Genomic DNA, 15213 nt, shown 5'->3' on the forward strand with positions numbered 1-15213 from the left:
GGGTACGTCGTGCCGCTGGGCCTCCCCCTGGCCGGCGCCCTGCTGTGGCGGCAGAAGGACGACTGGCTGGCGCTCACCAACCCCGACGGGACGCCGAGCCGCCGGCAGCTGCGGGAGGACGCCCGGCGTCGGCGGGCGGGGACGTCGCCGGGGGTGGTCGCTGGTCGCGCCACTCCCGGGGCGTCGTCCCGAAGGCAGCGCGGAACCGGCGGCTGAAGTGCGACGGGTCGCCGAACCCCCATGACCGGGCGACCGCGGCGATCGGCCGGCCGCCGGGCCGCGCCAGCTCGGCTCGGGCGCCTTCCAGGCGCTGGTCGATGACCCACTGCTCCAGGCTGAACCCGGCTGCCGAGCACAGCCGGTAGAGCTGGCGGACGCTGATCGCGTGCTCGGCCGCGATGCGGGCGGCGTCGAGGTCGGGGTCGGTCAGGTGCTGGTCGACCCAGGTGCGGATCCCGGTCAGCAGGGTCTCGCCCGGCACGGTGCAGGTCCTGCCGTCCGCATCCGCCGCGGAGATGACCAGGGCCCGAGCCAGCTCCACGGTGGCCACCGACAGCGCCGGCCACCCCGGGTCTGCGGTCAACCTCTCGGCGTCCCGGGTCACCTGGGCGACGTGCGCCCGGACCAGCTCGTACAGCGGGCTGTCCGCCACGTGCGGTGCCGCCCGGCGCACGACGTCCACCGACAGCCCGAGCCGGGCGACCGGGATCTGCAGGGCCCGGCCCGCGCCCTCGGCGTCGCCCCAGGAGAAGGAGTAGGGGGAGGTCACGTCGGTGACCGCGAGGGTGCCGGGGGTCAGGGCACGTCGCCGGCCGCCCTGCTCGTGCCGGCCGGTGCCGCGCTCCTGGACGTAGAACGACACCACCGGCGGGGTGTCCGGCGGCTGCCGGCGGCGGCTGACGGCCAAGGGGCCCACCACGTCGGCGCGCAGCACCGGCAGGCCGCCGAGCTGCCAGGCGTCCAGGCGCACCTGCACCGGTGCCGTCGGCTCGCGCAGCCACACCCGGGAGCTCATCCCGGCCTGCAGCCGCGCGACGACGGCGGCCGGACGGCGGTCGGCGCCGGTGAGCTGTCGGCTGTCCAGGAGCGTGACCATCGCGCCTCCCCGTGCGGGTGGTCGGCGACGCTGCCGCGAGCACCGACATCCTGCCGGTCCGACCGACTGCGGGGAAGGGCGTCCGTCCCGGGTGGTCGGCACGCAGGGGCCAGCACCGGGCGCCGAGGGCACAGTCCCGCGGTGGCGTCGTCCCTAGCGTGCTCAGCGCCAACACCCGCAGCACCCACGGAGGAGACGCCATGCCCGTCCTGGACCACGACGGCATCGAGACCTACTACAAGGACTGGGGGACCGGTCAGCCGATCGTGTTCAGCCACGGCTGGCCGCTCTCGTCGGACGACTGGGACGCCCAGCTGATGTTCTTCGTGCAGCACGGGTACCGGGTGATCGCCCACGACCGCCGGGGCCACGGTCGCTCGACCCAGACGAGCGACGGGCACGACATGGACCACTACGCCGACGACCTGGCGGCGCTCACCGCCCACCTGGACCTGCGCGACGCGGTGCACGTGGGGCACTCGACCGGCGGTGGCGAGGTGGTGCACCACATCGCCCGGCACGGCCAGGACCGCGTCGCCAAGGCGGTGCTGATCAGCGCGGTGCCGCCCATCATGGTGCAGACCGACGCCAACCCGGGCGGGCTGCCGAAGAGCGTCTTCGACGGCATCCAGGAGCAGGTGGCCACCAACCGCTCGAACTTCTACCGCGACCTGCCCGCCGGGCCGTTCTACGGCTTCAACCGGCCCGGGGTGGAGCCGCAGGAAGCCGTCATCGCCAACTGGTGGCGGCAGGGGATGATGGGCGGCGCCAAGGCCCACCACGACGGCGTCGTCGCGTTCTCCCAGACCGACTTCACCGACGACCTGAAGAAGATCACGGTCCCGGTGCTGGTCATGCACGGTGACGACGACCAGGTCGTGCCCTACGAGGACTCCGCGCCGCTGTCCGTCGAGCTGCTGCCGAACGGGACGCTGAAGACCTACGCCGGCTTCCCGCACGGCATGCCGACCACCGAGGCGGCCACGATCAACGCCGACCTGCTGGAGTTCATCCGGAGCTGACGGCGGCCGGGGTGCGTGTCGGCACCCCGGGGGTGATCACCACGGGCTGGTGGCTGCCTCGCGATGGCGCAGGCAGCCACCAGCCCGGTCTCGACCCACGATGCGGGGCGAGGTGCTCACCTGTGCTTGGTCCGGGTGCTCCTGCCGGTGCTCTTGCTCCGCTTGCCGCTCTTGACCTTGCCCTTGGTGGTGACCGGGTGCAGCCCTGCGCCCAGCACCCCGGCGACGGCCTGGACGCCGGGGTGCGCGGCCAGCTCCTCGGTGGGCACCGGCAGCGGCAGGCACCAGTTGGGCCGGTCGTTCGCGCCGGGCATGTTGGGCCGGCGCTCCTCGGCGAGTGCGTCGTCCAGCGTCGCCGACAGCAGGGTCGACGGCGCCGTGGCCAGCTGCCGGTGGGCCGCCTCGACCGCCTCGGCCGGGGTGGCGTCCTCGGCGATGAAGCCCAGGTGCCCGAGCAGCGAGGTGCGGCCGCGCAGCAGTTCCTCCTCGGTGCCCAGCCCGCGTTCCCGCTGCTCGGCCAGGTCGGAGCCGGCCCACAGCCCGGCGACCGTCGGCAGGTCGTGGGTGGTGATCGCGGCCATCGCCTCGGCGGGCCACTGCGCGGGCTCGTCGTCCTCGAACCACAGCAGCCGGTAGGACAGGATCCCGTGCTCGGCCATCGCCTCGCGGACGCCGTCCTCGACGGTGCCCAGGTCCTCGCCGACGACGATGGCCTGCGCCCGGTGGCTCTCCAGGGCGACGATGTCCAGCAGGTCCTCGTGCGGGTAGCGGACGTAGGCGCCCTCGGCGGCACCACCGTCCGACGGCACCCACCACAGCCGGAACAGACCCATCACGTGGTCGACCCGCAGGCCGCCCGCGCCGGCCATGGTCGCCCGGATCGACTGGATGAACGGCTCGTAGTCGGCGGCCTGCAGCCGCCAGGGCACCAGCGGCGGGGAGCCCCAGTCCTGGCCCTGGCTGTTGAAGGCGTCCGGCGGGGCGCCGACGCTCACGCCCTGGGCCAGCACGTCCTGCCAGGCCCAGGCGTCCGCGCCGCCGCCGGCCACCCCGATCGGCAGGTCTTGGATCACGGTGGTGCCCTCGGTGGCCGCCCGCAGCTGGACGTCGAGCAGCCACTGCAGCCAGGCGTGGAAGGCGATCTCCCGCTCGTGAGCGGTCACGAAGTCGGCCACGGCGGCGCCGCGGGGGTCGCGGAGCGGCTCGGGCCAGGTGTGCCAGTCCGGGCCGTGCTCGTCGGCGAGCGCGCACCAGGTGGCCCAGTCCATCAGCGGCTGCCCCTGGTGCCACCACCAGTCGCGGAAGGGCCCCTCGTCGACCCCGGCGTCGAAGACCCGCTGGAGCACCCGGCGCTTGAGCGCCCAGATGGCGTCACGGTCGATGAGCTCGCCGTCGTTCAGCGCCCGGCCGGCGTCGGCCTCGATGTCGACCGCGTCGGCGCCGGGCACCTCGGGGACCCGCAGGTACACCGGGTTGCGGAAGCGGCGGGTGGCCGGCAGGTAGGGGCTGTCCTCCTGGCCGGGGGTCGGGGCGACCGCGTGCAGCGGGTTGACCAGCACGAATCCCGCGCCCTGCGCCTGGGCGAACTCGCGCACGGTGCGCAGGTCACCGAGGTCGCCGATGCCCCAGCTCTCGCGGCCCCGGGTGGCGTACAGCTGCACCGCCCAGCCCCAGGCGCGCCATCCCTCGGGCAGCCAGCAGCGCCCGGGGGAGACGATCAACCGCCGCTCCCGGCCGTCGGGGGTGCGCAGCCGGTGGTAGCCGAGCGGGAAGTCCTCGGGGAGCTCGCCGTCGACCTGGCGGGTCTGCCCGTCCTCGCACTCGACGTCGGCGCGGTCGACCTCCAGGGCGTCCCCGGGCCGGGCGACGATCGGCGCGCGGTCGAGGAGGTCCTCGGGCGGGGTGCCGATCACCTCCCGCAGCCGGTCGATGGTCGGCTGCGCGATCGTGTGTTCCTCGTCGAGGGCGTCGAGCCAGCTGGCGTCGATGCCCCATGCGTCCGTCGTCGGGGCGCCGGTCACGGGGTTCGGGGCGGAGCTCGTCACCCCCCGATCCTCACCGGTCGGGGCCGGCTCTGCCGAGTGGGGTGGCTGCGGAGGTGGTCACACCCGGTCCGCCGGCGTCCGGACCGGCGGGCGCAGCGAGTCGGCGACCAGCACGGCCACACCCAGCAGGACGGCGACGACGACGAGCGCGCGCAGCACGGTCACCTGCTGCCCGAGCAGCCCGATCAGCGGCGGCCCGGCCAGGAAGGCGCAGTAGCCGATGGAGGCGACGACGCTGACCCGGGCGGCCGCTCGCGCCGGGTCGTCGGCCGCGGCGCTCATCCCCGTCGGGAAGCCGAGCGAGGCGCCGGCACCCCAGAGCAGGGCGCCGAGGAAGGCGACCGGCGGGGACCCGAACACGAACAGCAGCAGGCCGACGACGGCCAGCCCGGCCAGCAGCCGGATCACCGGGACCCGGCCGTACCGGTCCAGCAGCGAGCCGCCGAACCAGCGGGCCAGGGTCATCGCGGTGAGGAACAGCGCGAACCCGAGCGTGCCGGCCGTCGCCGACGTGCCGTGGTCGTCGATCAGCGCGACCGCCAGCCAGTCGTTGGCGGTGCCCTCGGCGAAGGAGAAGGCCAGCACGACCACCCCGATCACCAGCGTGCGCGGCTCGCGCCAGGCGTCCAGCGCGCTGACCCGCTCGGCCGGGAGCCCGTCGGGGTCGGTGTCGACGTCGGGGACGAACCCCCGCGTGGTGACCGGCACGACCACCGCGACCAGCACGGCGACCCCGGCCAGGTGGACCGGCACCGGCACGTCGAGGGCGACCATCGCCGTCCCCAGGAGCGCCCCGATGACCGTGCCCAGGCTGAAGCCGGCGTGGAAGCGGGACATGACGACCCGGCCCAGGTGCCGCTCGACGACAGCGCCCTGGACGTTCATCCCGACGTCCCAGGCGCCGTTGGACAGGCCCATGACGAACAGCCCGGCCGTCAGCACCGCCACCGAGGTGGCCGAGCCGATGGCGATGACGCCCATCGCCGCGGCGAGCACGAGGGCCATGACGATCACCGTCGCGCGCGAGCCGATCCGCCCGATGAGGGTGCCGGCCAGCGGCAGGGCGATCACCGACCCGGCCGCGATGGCCAGCAGCACCAGGCCCAGCGCGGCCGGGTCGAGGTCGAGCCGGTCGCGGACCTGTGGGATCCGGCTGGCCCAGCTGGCGAAGGCGAACCCCGCGCCGATGAAGGCGACGTAGACCGCCCGCATGGCGGTGGTCACCCGGGCCGGGTCGGGTGACCGGCGGACGTCGGTGCTGATCAACGCGGGAGCTCCTGGGAGTCGGTGGGCCGCACGGCCCGGGCGATGATCTCGTGGGTCTCGGCGCGGGAGACCGGCCGGGTGGAGAGGACCTTGTGCATGACCAGGCCCTCGACCAGCGCGTCGAGCCCCCGTGAGGTGGTCGGGTCGACGAACCGCTCGAGCACCCCGCGGCTGCGGCGCATCCAGGACTCGGTGACCGACCGCAGCGCCGGGTCGCGCAGCGCAGCGAGGAAGAGCTCGTAGGCCACCGCCCAGTCGCGGTCGTCGGCGTCGGCGTCGGCGTGTACCAGCTCGGTGACGGCGTCGACGACGTCCGCGGTGCTGGCGACCTCGGCGAAGTGCGCCTCGTACTTGACCGCCATCCGCTCGGCGTGCAGGGCGAAGGCCTGCGCGCGCAGGTCGTCGAGGCCGGTGAAGTGGTAGGTCAGCGAGCCCAGCGGGACGTCGGCGGCCGCGGCGATCAGCCGGTGGGTGGTGCCCGCGACGCCGTGCTCGGCGATGACGTCCACGGTCGCCTCGACGATCCGCTGCCGCCGGTCGGGGTCGTGCCGCCGCACCGGCCGGTCACCCGCCTCGGACGCAGGGGCGGCCCTCACCGGAGCGGGCCGGGGGCGCCGGTCACGGCAGCGGTCGGACGACGCGGGCCGGGCTGCCGACGGCGACGACGTCGGCGGGCAGGTCCCGGGTGACCACGGAGCCGGCGCCGACCACCGTGTTCGCGCCGATCGTGACGCCGGGGCAGACGATCACACCGCCGCCGAGCCACACGTTGTCCTCGACGACGATCGGCTCGGCGGACTCCCACTTGTCCCGGCGCGGGCCGGGCTCCAGCGGGTGGGTCGCGGTGAGCAGCTGGACGTTCGGGCCCATCTGCACGTCGTCGCCGATGGTGATCCGGGCGACGTCGAGGCAGACCAGCCCGAAGTTGGCGAAGGTCCGCGCGCCGACCGTGGTCTGCTGGCCGTAGTCGCAATGGAACGGTGCGCGGATCTCGCTGCCCGGGCCGAAGGCGCCGAGCAGCTCCTCGAGCACGGCACGCCGGGCGGCCCCGTCGGTGGGGTCCATCGTGTTGTAGCGGTGGGTGAGCGACTGCGCCCGGGTGCTCTCGGCCGCCAGCTGCGGGTCGTCGGCGATGTACGGGTCGCCGGCCAGCATCCGGTCGCGCATCGAGCGCGGGTCGTCCGTCATGTGTACGAGCGTACACATCGCTGTGTACGTCCGTACACAGTCATGTCCCGCGCGGCTTGGCCCGTCGGGTCGGGACGGCCGTGGCCGGGTCCTCCGGCCACGGGTGCCGGGGGTAGCGGCCGCGCAGCTCGCTGCGGACCGCCGGGTACCCGGTGACCCAGAAGCCGGCCAGGTCCGCGGTCGTCGCGACCACCCGGGACGCGGGGGAGAGCAGCTGCAGGCGCAGCGGCCGGCCCGCCACGACCGGTGCCGCCGCCCAGCCGAACACCTCCTGCACCCGCACCGACAGGGTCGGCACCGTGGGGTCGGTGTAGTCGATCCGCACGTTGGAGCCGGTGGGCACCTCGACCCGTTCGGGCACCAGCTCGTCGAGCCGCCCGGCCAGCTGCCAGGGCAGCAGTCCGCGCAACGCCGCGACCAGGTCGACCCGGGCCAGGTCCCGGCGGCTGCGGGCGCCGGACAGCGCCGCCCCGTCGGCCAGCGCGGCGAGCAGCGACCCGTCGTCCACGGCCGGCCACGGCTCGCCCAGCCCGGCGTGCGCGGCGGCCAGCCGTTCGCGCAGCGCCCGGGCGGCGGGCGTCCAGGTCAGCAGGGCCAGCCCGTCCCGGCGCAGGCCCTCGGCGAGCGCCGCGGTCACCGCCGCCGGGTCCGGGTCGGGCAGCGGGCGCTCGGCGAGCACGATCGCGCCCAGTCGCTCGACCCGGGCCGCCCGGACGTCGCCGTCCCGCCAGGTCACCTCCGGCCCGTCGACGTGGGCGGCCGCACCGGCCGCCAGGGCGGTCTCCTCGTCCACCGCGACCGCGGCGCGCACCCGGGCGTCGCGCCGCCCCGGCGCGCGGTCGGCGGCGGCCACGGCCAGCCAGCCGGCGCCGGACAGTGCGGTGCCGGGCGCCAGCTCCGCGCCGGTGCCGGCCGCCAGCAGGTAGGTGCGTCCGGTGCCGGGACGGCGGCGGGCCAGCCACTCCGGGTGCGCCAGCCCGACGAGCAGCCCCGCGGCGGCGTCGTCCGGCAGGCCCGTGTCCGGCGCCGCCGGCGCGGCCCGGGACAGCCGCGCCACCTCCTCCCGCCAGCGGGCCGCCGGTCCGCCGGACTGACCGCGCAGCGCCCGCCACTCGGCGACCAGGTCGTCGGAGCGCGGCGCGACGTCGGCCGACAGCAGCGCCACGACCTCCGCCGCGCGCCGCCGGCCCACCTGTGCGGCGCCGTCGAGCAGCGCCCGGGCCAGTCGCGGGTGCGCCCCGATCGCGGTCAGCGCCCGGCCTCGCGGGGTGACCCGGCCGTCGTCGTCCACCGCGCCCAGCTGGCGCAGCGTCGACCGGGCGACGGTGAACGCGGCCTCCGGCGGTGCGTCCGGCAGCGCCAGGCCGGCGCCGTCCGGGGCGCCCCAGACCGCCAGCTCCAACGCCAGCCCGGTCAGGTCGGCCAGGGCGATCTCCGGTTCGCCCGAGGCGGGCAGCCGGTCGTGCTCGGCGGCCGACCACAGCCGGTACACCCGCCCGGGCGCCTCCCGCCCGGCCCGCCCGGCCCGCTGCACCGCCGAGGCGCGGGAGACCCGGACGGTGACCAGCGCGCCCATCCCGCGGGCCACGTCGAACCGCGGCACCCGCGCCAGACCGGCGTCGACCACGGTGCGCACCCCGGGCACGGTCAGGCTGGTCTCGGCGACGTCGGTCGACAGCACCACCCGGCGCCGGGAGCCCGGGGTGAGCGCGGCGTCCTGCTGGTCGGGCGGCAATCGCCCGTGCAGCGGCCGGACGTCGGCGTCCACCCCGCTCAGCAGCCCGGCGACCCGGCCGATCTCGGCGGCACCGGGAAGGAAGACCAGCACGTCGCCAGGGCCCTCGACCAGCGCCCGGCGCACGGTGTCGGCGACCGCGGCCAGCAGCCGGGGGTCCACGGCGGCGCCGTGCGGCGGGGCCACCGGCGGGCTCGGCGGGCACCAGACCGGCTCCACCTCGTGCAGCGAGCCGGTCGCCTCGACCACCGGCGCTGGCCCGCCCATCAGCTCGGCCAGCCGGCCCGCCTGCGCGGTCGCCGACATGGCCAGCAGCTCCAACTCCGGGCGCAGCGCGGCCCGGACGTCGAGGGTGAAGGCCAGCGCGAGGTCGGTGTCCAGCTGCCGTTCGTGGCACTCGTCGAGCACCACGGCCGACACCCCGGGCAGCTCCGGGTCGGTCTGCAGCCGGCGCACCAGCAGGCCGGTGGTGACCACCTCGACGCGGGTGGCGTCGCTGCGCCGGCTGTCACCGCGCACGCTGTAGCCCACCGAACGGCCCACCGGTTCGCCCAGGAGCGACGCCATCCGGCGGGCCGCGGCCCGGGCGGCCACCCGCCGGGGCTCGGCCACCAGCACCCGGCCGGGCAGCCGACCGGCCAGCGCCAGCGGCACCAGCGTGGTCTTGCCCGTGCCCGGCGGGGCGACCAGCACCGCGGCACCGGCGGCGGTCAGCGCCGCGTCCAGGGCGGGCAGCACCGAGCGGACCGGCAGGTCGGTCCCGGGCGTCCCCGACGGCGGCAGCACGACGGTCAGTCTCACCTGCGGTGCGCACCCGGACGCGCCCAGGACTTGTCCGGGTCGGCCTCCGGGGCCAGGGTGGGCACCTGGGACGACGACGTCCGGAGGTCTGCGTGGCGACGCACAGCGGCAGCAGCAACCGAACCGGCGCGGGTGCACCGGCAACCCGCCCGCCCGAGCAGGTGCGCAACGTGGCGCTGGTCGGCCGCGCCGGAGCCGGGAAGACCACCCTGGCCGAGGCGTTGCTGGTGGCTGCCGGGGCGCTGCCCCGCGTCGGCCGGGTGGAGGAGGGCACCACCTGCCTGGACACCGAGGAGGTGGAGGTCCGGCTCCAGCACTCGGTCTCGCTGGCCGCGGCCACGGTCGAGCACGCCGGCCACCGGGTCACCCTGCTGGACACCCCGGGTGCCCCGGACTTCGTGGGTGAGCTGCGGGCCGCGCTGCGGGCCGCGGACGCCGCGCTGGTCGTCGTCTCCGCCGTGGCCGGGGTGGACGCCGCCACCGTGCAGCTGTGGGACGAGTGCGCCGCCGTCACGCTGCCGCGGGCGGTCGTGGTCACCCAGGTCGACCGGCCGCGGGCCGACGTCCCGGCGGTCGTGCGCAGCTGCCGGGAGCTGCTCGGCGCCGGGGTGCACCCGTTGCACGTGCTGGGCGACGACGGCGCGCTCACCTCCCTGCTGGAACCACTGCCCGGGAACCCGGAGCGCGACCGGCTGCGCGCCGAGCTGATCGAGGGGGTGATCGCCGAGAGCGAGGACGAGACGCTGATGGACCGCTACCTCGCCGGTGAACCGATCGGGGTCGCCGACCTGATCGCGGACCTGGAGACGGCGGTCGCCCGCGGCGACTTCCACCCGGTGCTGTGCGCCGCGCCGCCCACCGGGCTCGGGGTGACCGAGCTGCTGGACCTGCTGGTGAGCGCCTTCCCCTCGCCGCTGGAGCGCCCGTGCCCAGCGGTCGCCCGGCCGGACGGTCGACCGGCCGGGCACCTGGGCTGCGACCCGGCCGGGCCGCTCGTGGCCGAGGTGGTGAAGACGACGACCGACCCCTACCTCGGCCGGATCTCGCTCGTGCGGGTCTTCTCCGGCACCCTGCGCCCCGACGTCCCGGTGCACGTGGGCAGCCACGGCTCCGGCTGGGGCGAGCAACACCCCGACCACGACGCCGACGAGCGGGTCGGCGGCCTCGCCAGCGTGCTGGGCAGCGTGCTGCGGCCGGTCGCCGAGTGCCCGGCCGGCGACCTCTGCGCGGTGGCCCGGCTGAGCAGCGCGGAGACCGGGGACACCCTCTCCGACCCGGAGCACCCGCTGATGGTGCGGCCCTGGCCGCTGCCGGACCCGCAGCTGCCGGTGGCCGTCGAGGCGGCCTCGCGCAGCGACGAGGACCGGCTCGCCGGCGCGCTGGCCCGGCTGGCCCTCGAGGACCCGGCCGTACGGGTGGAGCGGCGGCCGGACACCGGGCAGCTGCTGCTGTGGTGCGTGGGCGACGCGCACGCCGAGGTGCTGCTGGACCGGCTGCGCGGCCGGTACGGGGTCGCCGTGCAGACGCCACCGGTGCAGGTGCCGATGGTCGAGACGCTCGCCGGTCCGGCCACCGTGACCGGGCGGCACGTCAAGCAGTCCGGCGGGCACGGGCAGTACGCCGTCGTCGTCCTGGAAGGGCGGCCGGGTCCGGCCGGGTCCGGGGTGACCTTCAGCCAGCGGGTGGTCGGCGGGGCGGTGCCCACCCAGTTCCACGCCAGTGTGGAGAAGGGGGTCCGCGCCCAGGCCGCCCGCGGGATCAGCGGGAACCGCCCGCTGGTCGACGTGGAGGTCGTCCTCGTCGACGGCAAGGCGCACTCCGTCGACTCCTCCGACGCAGCGTTCTCCGCCGCCGGTGCGCTGGCGCTGCGGGAGCTCGCCGCCGCGGCCGGCACCCAGTGCTGGAGCCCTGGTGCGCCGTGGCGGTGACCGTCCCCGCCGAGCACGTCGGCCCGGTGCTCGGCGACCTCGCCGGGCGGCGGGCCCGGGTCACCGGTAGCGTCGCCGACCCCACGCGCGAGGAGACGACGGTGCACGCCGAGGTGCCGGAGCGGGAGCTGATCGAGTACCCGCGTGCGCTGCGGTCGGTGTCGCACGGCACCGGCCGGTTCACCCGCCGTCCGCTGGGCCACGAACCGGCCCCCGCCGCCGTCGTCGCCGACCTGCAACCGGCCTGACCCGGGCCGGAGGCACCGGCCGAGCGTCGAGGAGAGGACCCACCGTGGCACGACGGGCAGACCAGCAGCAGGCACCCGCGGCGGAGGTGACCGACCGCAGCCGGCCCGCCACCGGCCGGGGCGGGGAGCAGGTGAACGTCACCGACACGTCGGTCCCACCCGGCCGGCAGTGGGCGGGCCGGATCGGCGGACCGGTCGCCGCGCTCGTCGTCTACTTCCTGCTCCGGCAGGACGACGCCCTGAGCACGGCCGGCCGGACGACGGCGGCGATCGGCGTGCTGCTCGCCATCTGGTGGATGACCGAGGCGCTCCCGCTGCCGGCGACGGCGCTGGTGCCGATCGTCGCCTTCCCGCTGCTGGGCGTGCTGTCGGTGGAGGAGGCGACCGCGCCCTACGCGAACCCCAACATCTTCCTGTTCATGGGCGGCTTCATGATCGCCCTGGCCATGCAGAAGTGGGAGCTGCACCGGCGGATCGCGCTGCTCACCGTCCGGGCGGTCGGCACCAAGCCGCCCCGGCTGATCGCCGGCTTCATGCTCGCCACCGCCTTCCTGAGCATGTGGGTGAGCAACACCGCGACCACCGTGCTGATGCTGCCCATCGGGCTCAGCGTGCTGATGCTCGTGCTGGACCGGGTGGCCGCCGGCAGCGCCGACGCGGAGGCCGTGGAGGCGGCCACCGGCACCGACGGCGGGACCGGCACCGACACTCCTGGCGACGGCGGTCCGGCGGTCACCGAGCTGATCCAGGACTCCGACACCCGCAACTTCGCCGTCGCCCTGATGCTGGGCATCGCCTACGCGGCCAGCATCGGCTCGCTGGCCACGCTGATCGGCACCCCGCCCAACCTCATCCTCGCCGGCTTCGTGGAGCAGAACTACGACATCGAGCTGGGCTTCGGCGAGTGGATGCTGATGGGGCTGCCGCTCGCCGCGGTCTTCCTGGTGCTCGCCTGGCTGGTGCTCACGAAGCTGACGTTCCGCTCCGGCCTGCGGGAGATCCCGGGTGGCCGGCAGGTGATCCAGTCCGAGATCGAGAAGCTCGGCTCCATGTCCCGGGGCGAGTGGACCGTGCTGGTGGTCTTCGTGACCACCGCCCTGCTGTGGGTGTTCCGCCAACCGCTGACCGGCTGGGGCGCGCTGACCGACGTGCTGCCGTTCGTGGCGAACCTCGACGACGCCACCATCGCCATCGCCGCGGCCGTCGCACTGTTCCTCATCCCGGTCAAGGCCCGGGAGGGCGTCTCCGCACTGGACTGGCAGCAGGCGCAGAAGCTGCCCTGGGGCGTGCTGCTGCTCTTCGGTGGCGGCCTGAGCCTGGCCGCCGCGGTGCAGGCGAGCGGGCTCGACGAGTACGTGGGCAACCAGGTGGGCGCGGTGGGGACGCTGCCGGCCATCCTCCTGGTGGTCGTGACCGCCGGGATCGTCCTGCTGCTCACCGAGGTCACCAGCAACACGGCGACGGCGGCGGCCTTCCTGCCGGTCCTCGGTGGGGTCGCCCTCGGGCTCGACCTCTTCCCGCTGGTGCTGCTGGTGCCCGCCGCGCTGGCCGCCACCTGCGCGTTCATGCTCCCGGTGGCCACCCCGCCCAACGCGATCGTGTTCGGCTCGGGCTACGTCACCATCGGGCAGATGATCCGCGCGGGCGTCGTCCTCAACGTGATCGGCATCGTGCTGATCACCGCCGCGGTCTACTTCCTCGGCGGGGTCGCCCTGGGCATCACCTTCTGAGCTCCCGCCGGACCAGCGGCCGGGACGGTGTTTCCCGACCGTCGGTTGCGGGGCACGGGGCCCCGGGGCACGTGACCGGCGCGTCGTCCCACGCCGTCCGAGCCGGGCGAGGAGGGCACCGTGGAGGACCTGCACCTGGGGTACGCGCTGGTCGGCAGCCTGGCGGTGGCCCTGGCCGCGCTGTCCAGCAAGATGCGAGACCTGCCGTTCAGCGAGCCCCTGCTGGCGCTCGTGCTCGGGGTGGTCGTGGGCCCGCAGGTCCTCGGGCTGGTGGAGGTGGCCGACCCGCTCCGCACGCCCCTGGTGCACGAGATGGCCCGGGTGCTGCTCGCGATCTCGCTGATCGGGGTGGCGCTGCGCTTCCCGGTGCGCCGGCTGCGCGCGGTGGTCACCCCGACGACGGTGCTGGTGACGGTGGGGATGGCCGGGATGGCCGCGCTCTCGGCCGGCCTGGCCTGGCTGGTGCTCGGCATCCCGGTCGCCCTCGCCGTGCTCATCGGCGCCTGCATCACGCCCACCGACCCGGTGCTCGCCTCCAGCGTGGTCACCGGGAAGCCGGCCGAGGAGCACCTGCCGGCCCGCACCCGGCAGTTGCTGTCGGAGGAGTCGGGCGCCAACGACGGCCTGGCCCTGCCGTTGGTGCTGCTGGGCATCGCGCTGGTGCTCGCCGACTCCCTCGGGCACGCCGCCCTCGACGGCCTCTACCAGGTCGTCGTCGGCATCGTCATCGGGATCGTGGCCGGCCTGGTCGCCGGCCGCGCCATGAGCTTCGCGATGAGCCGCTCCGACGTCGACGAGGGCCCGTCGCTGGTGTTCACGCTGGTGCTGGCGGTCGCGGTGCTCGGCATCGCCCGGATCGCGAACTCCGATGGCGTCCTGGCCGTCTTCGTCGCCGGGCTGGCCTACAACTTCGCCGTCGCCCAGGACGAGGTCGGCCCGCAGAACACCATCGACGAGGGCGTGAACCGGTACCTGGTGCTCCCGCTGTTCCTGCTGCTCGGCATCCTGCTGCCCTGGTCGGAGTGGGCCGACCTCGGCTGGGCGGCGGTGCTCTTCCCGGTGGCCGTGCTGCTCCTGCGGCGCCTGCCGGTGCTGCTGGTGCTGGCCCGCCCGCTGGGGCTGCGGCTGCGGGACGCCGTCTTCCTCGGGTGGTTCGGGCCGATCGGGGTGAGCGCGCTGTTCTACCTGACCCTCAGCGAGGAGGACGGCGTCACCGATCCCCGGCTGTGGGCGGCCGGGACCCTGGTGGTCGCGGCCAGCACGGTCGCGCACGGGATCAGCTCCGCACCCGGCCGCCGGCTGTACCGCCGGGCCGCGGGCAGCTGACCGGCGCTCGCCGTGCGGTTGATCACCAGTGACGGTAGGCATGCGCCATGACGGTGATCGGCTTCCACAACTCCCACGAGCAGGTGCACCCCACCGACCTGCTGCGCGCGGTGCAGCACGCCGAGCAGGTCGGCTTCACCGCCGCCATGTGCTCCGACCACCTCGAGCCCTGGAACGAGCGGCAGGGCCAGTCCGGGTTCGCCTGGTCCTGGCTGGGCGCGGCGCTGGCCACCACCGGGCTGCCCTTCGGGGCGGTGAACGCCCCCGGCCAGCGGTACCACCCGGTGATCGTCGCCCAGGCGATCGCCACCCTCGGCGCGATGTTCCCCGGCCGGTTCTGGGTGGCCCTCGGTTCCGGCGAGGCGATGAACGAGCACGTCACCGGGCACGTCTGGCCGCGCAAGGAGCTGCGTGACGCCCGGCTGCGCGAGTGCGTCGACATCATCCGGGCCCTGCTGGCCGGCGAGGAGGTCAGCCACGACGGGCTGGTCACCGTCGACCGGGCCCGGATCTGGACGCTGCCCGAGCAGCAGCCGGCGCTCATCGCCCCGGCCGTCTCGGCGCGGACCGCCACCCGGCACGCCGAGTGGGCCGACGGACTGGTCACCATCAACCAGCCGCACGACGTCCTCCGGGAGGTGATCGCCGCCTACCGGGACGCCGGTGGCCAGGGCACGCTGACCATCCAGGTGCACGTCTCCTACGACCCCGACGCCGAGCGCGCGGTGGCGATCGCGCACGACCAGTGGCGCAGCAACGTCTTCCCGCCGCCGCTGTGCTGGGACCTGGACACCACCCGCGCCTTCGACCAGGCCAGCCAGCACGTGC

General features: G+C 75.5%; 12 protein-coding genes. 6 read left to right on the forward strand and 6 right to left on the reverse strand.

From position 1 onward, the window contains the following. Positions 1 to 73: 73 nt before the first annotated feature. Positions 74 to 1096: a helix-turn-helix domain-containing protein gene (locus tag G5C62_RS20210; protein ID WP_164702416.1), complete on the reverse strand. Its 1023-nt coding sequence runs from the start codon at positions 1094 to 1096 to the stop codon at positions 74 to 76. Positions 1097 to 1296: 200 nt separating this feature from the next. Between G5C62_RS20210 and G5C62_RS20215 the strand changes: the two genes are divergently transcribed. Then, positions 1297 to 2118 carry an alpha/beta fold hydrolase gene (locus G5C62_RS20215; RefSeq protein ID WP_164702417.1) on the forward strand — a complete coding sequence of 274 codons (822 nt, stop codon included), beginning with the start codon at positions 1297 to 1299 and terminating at the stop codon, positions 2116 to 2118. A 116-nt stretch (positions 2119 to 2234) separates the two neighbouring features. Here the strand turns inward: G5C62_RS20215 and malQ are convergent, their stop codons facing one another. From malQ to hrpB, 5 genes are read right to left on the reverse strand one after another with little or no spacing between them, the layout of a single operon-like run. Beyond that, positions 2235 to 4163: a 4-alpha-glucanotransferase gene (gene malQ, locus G5C62_RS20220; protein ID WP_241176020.1), complete on the reverse strand. Its 1929-nt coding sequence runs from the start codon at positions 4161 to 4163 to the stop codon at positions 2235 to 2237. A 57-nt stretch (positions 4164 to 4220) separates the two neighbouring features. Continuing rightward, entirely contained in the window at positions 4221 to 5429 is a 1209-nt protein-coding gene (locus G5C62_RS20225; protein WP_206330748.1) for an MFS transporter, read from the reverse strand. Beyond that, positions 5426 to 6025, reverse strand: a complete 600-nt coding sequence (locus tag G5C62_RS20230; protein WP_164702418.1) for a TetR/AcrR family transcriptional regulator — start codon at positions 6023 to 6025, stop codon at positions 5426 to 5428. Before G5C62_RS20230 ends, G5C62_RS20225 begins: the two co-directional genes overlap by 4 nt. 22 nt (positions 6026 to 6047) lie before the next feature. Further along, complete coding sequence (locus G5C62_RS20235; protein ID WP_164702419.1) at positions 6048 to 6617, reverse strand: sugar O-acetyltransferase; 570 nt, start codon at positions 6615 to 6617, stop codon at positions 6048 to 6050. A 40-nt stretch (positions 6618 to 6657) separates the two neighbouring features. Beyond that, positions 6658 to 9153 carry an ATP-dependent helicase HrpB gene (gene hrpB / locus G5C62_RS20240; RefSeq protein ID WP_241176021.1) on the reverse strand — a complete coding sequence of 832 codons (2496 nt, stop codon included), beginning with the start codon at positions 9151 to 9153 and terminating at the stop codon, positions 6658 to 6660. A 92-nt stretch (positions 9154 to 9245) separates the two neighbouring features. Here hrpB and G5C62_RS20245 point away from each other — a divergent pair, with 92 nt between their 5' ends. The 5 genes from G5C62_RS20245 to G5C62_RS20260 all read left to right on the forward strand — a co-directional run. After that, positions 9246 to 11081, forward strand: coding sequence for a GTP-binding protein (locus tag G5C62_RS20245; protein ID WP_241176022.1), 1836 nt, complete (start codon positions 9246 to 9248; stop codon positions 11079 to 11081). Further along, positions 11078 to 11329 carry a hypothetical protein gene (locus tag G5C62_RS28260; protein WP_241176023.1) on the forward strand — a complete coding sequence of 84 codons (252 nt, stop codon included), beginning with the start codon at positions 11078 to 11080 and terminating at the stop codon, positions 11327 to 11329. The genes G5C62_RS20245 and G5C62_RS28260 overlap by 4 nt, the downstream gene beginning before the upstream one ends. 44 nt (positions 11330 to 11373) lie before the next feature. Beyond that, on the forward strand, positions 11374 to 13059 hold the full coding sequence (locus G5C62_RS20250) for a DASS family sodium-coupled anion symporter (RefSeq protein ID WP_206330750.1): 1686 nt from the start codon (positions 11374 to 11376) through the stop codon (positions 13057 to 13059). A gap of 120 nt (positions 13060 to 13179) precedes the next feature. Continuing rightward, positions 13180 to 14385, forward strand: coding sequence for a cation:proton antiporter (locus G5C62_RS20255; protein ID WP_164702420.1), 1206 nt, complete (start codon positions 13180 to 13182; stop codon positions 14383 to 14385). Between the two features lie 47 nt (positions 14386 to 14432). After that, on the forward strand, positions 14433 to 15213 hold a 781-nt coding region (locus G5C62_RS20260; protein WP_164702421.1), incomplete at its 3' end, for a TIGR03885 family FMN-dependent LLM class oxidoreductase.

The organism is Modestobacter sp. KNN46-3 (assembly GCF_011039295.1).

Bases quoted from the DNA above. Each gene is read 5' to 3' on its own strand.
- G5C62_RS20235 (WP_164702419.1), bottom strand. From the start codon at position 6,617: ATGACGGACGACCCGCGCTCGATGCGCGACCGGATGCTGGCCGGCGAC.
- G5C62_RS20210 (WP_164702416.1), bottom strand. From the start codon at position 1,096: ATGGTCACGCTCCTGGACAGCCGACAGCTCACCGGCGCCGACCGCCGT.
- G5C62_RS20215 (WP_164702417.1), top strand. From the start codon at position 1,297: ATGCCCGTCCTGGACCACGACGGCATCGAGACCTACTACAAGGACTGG.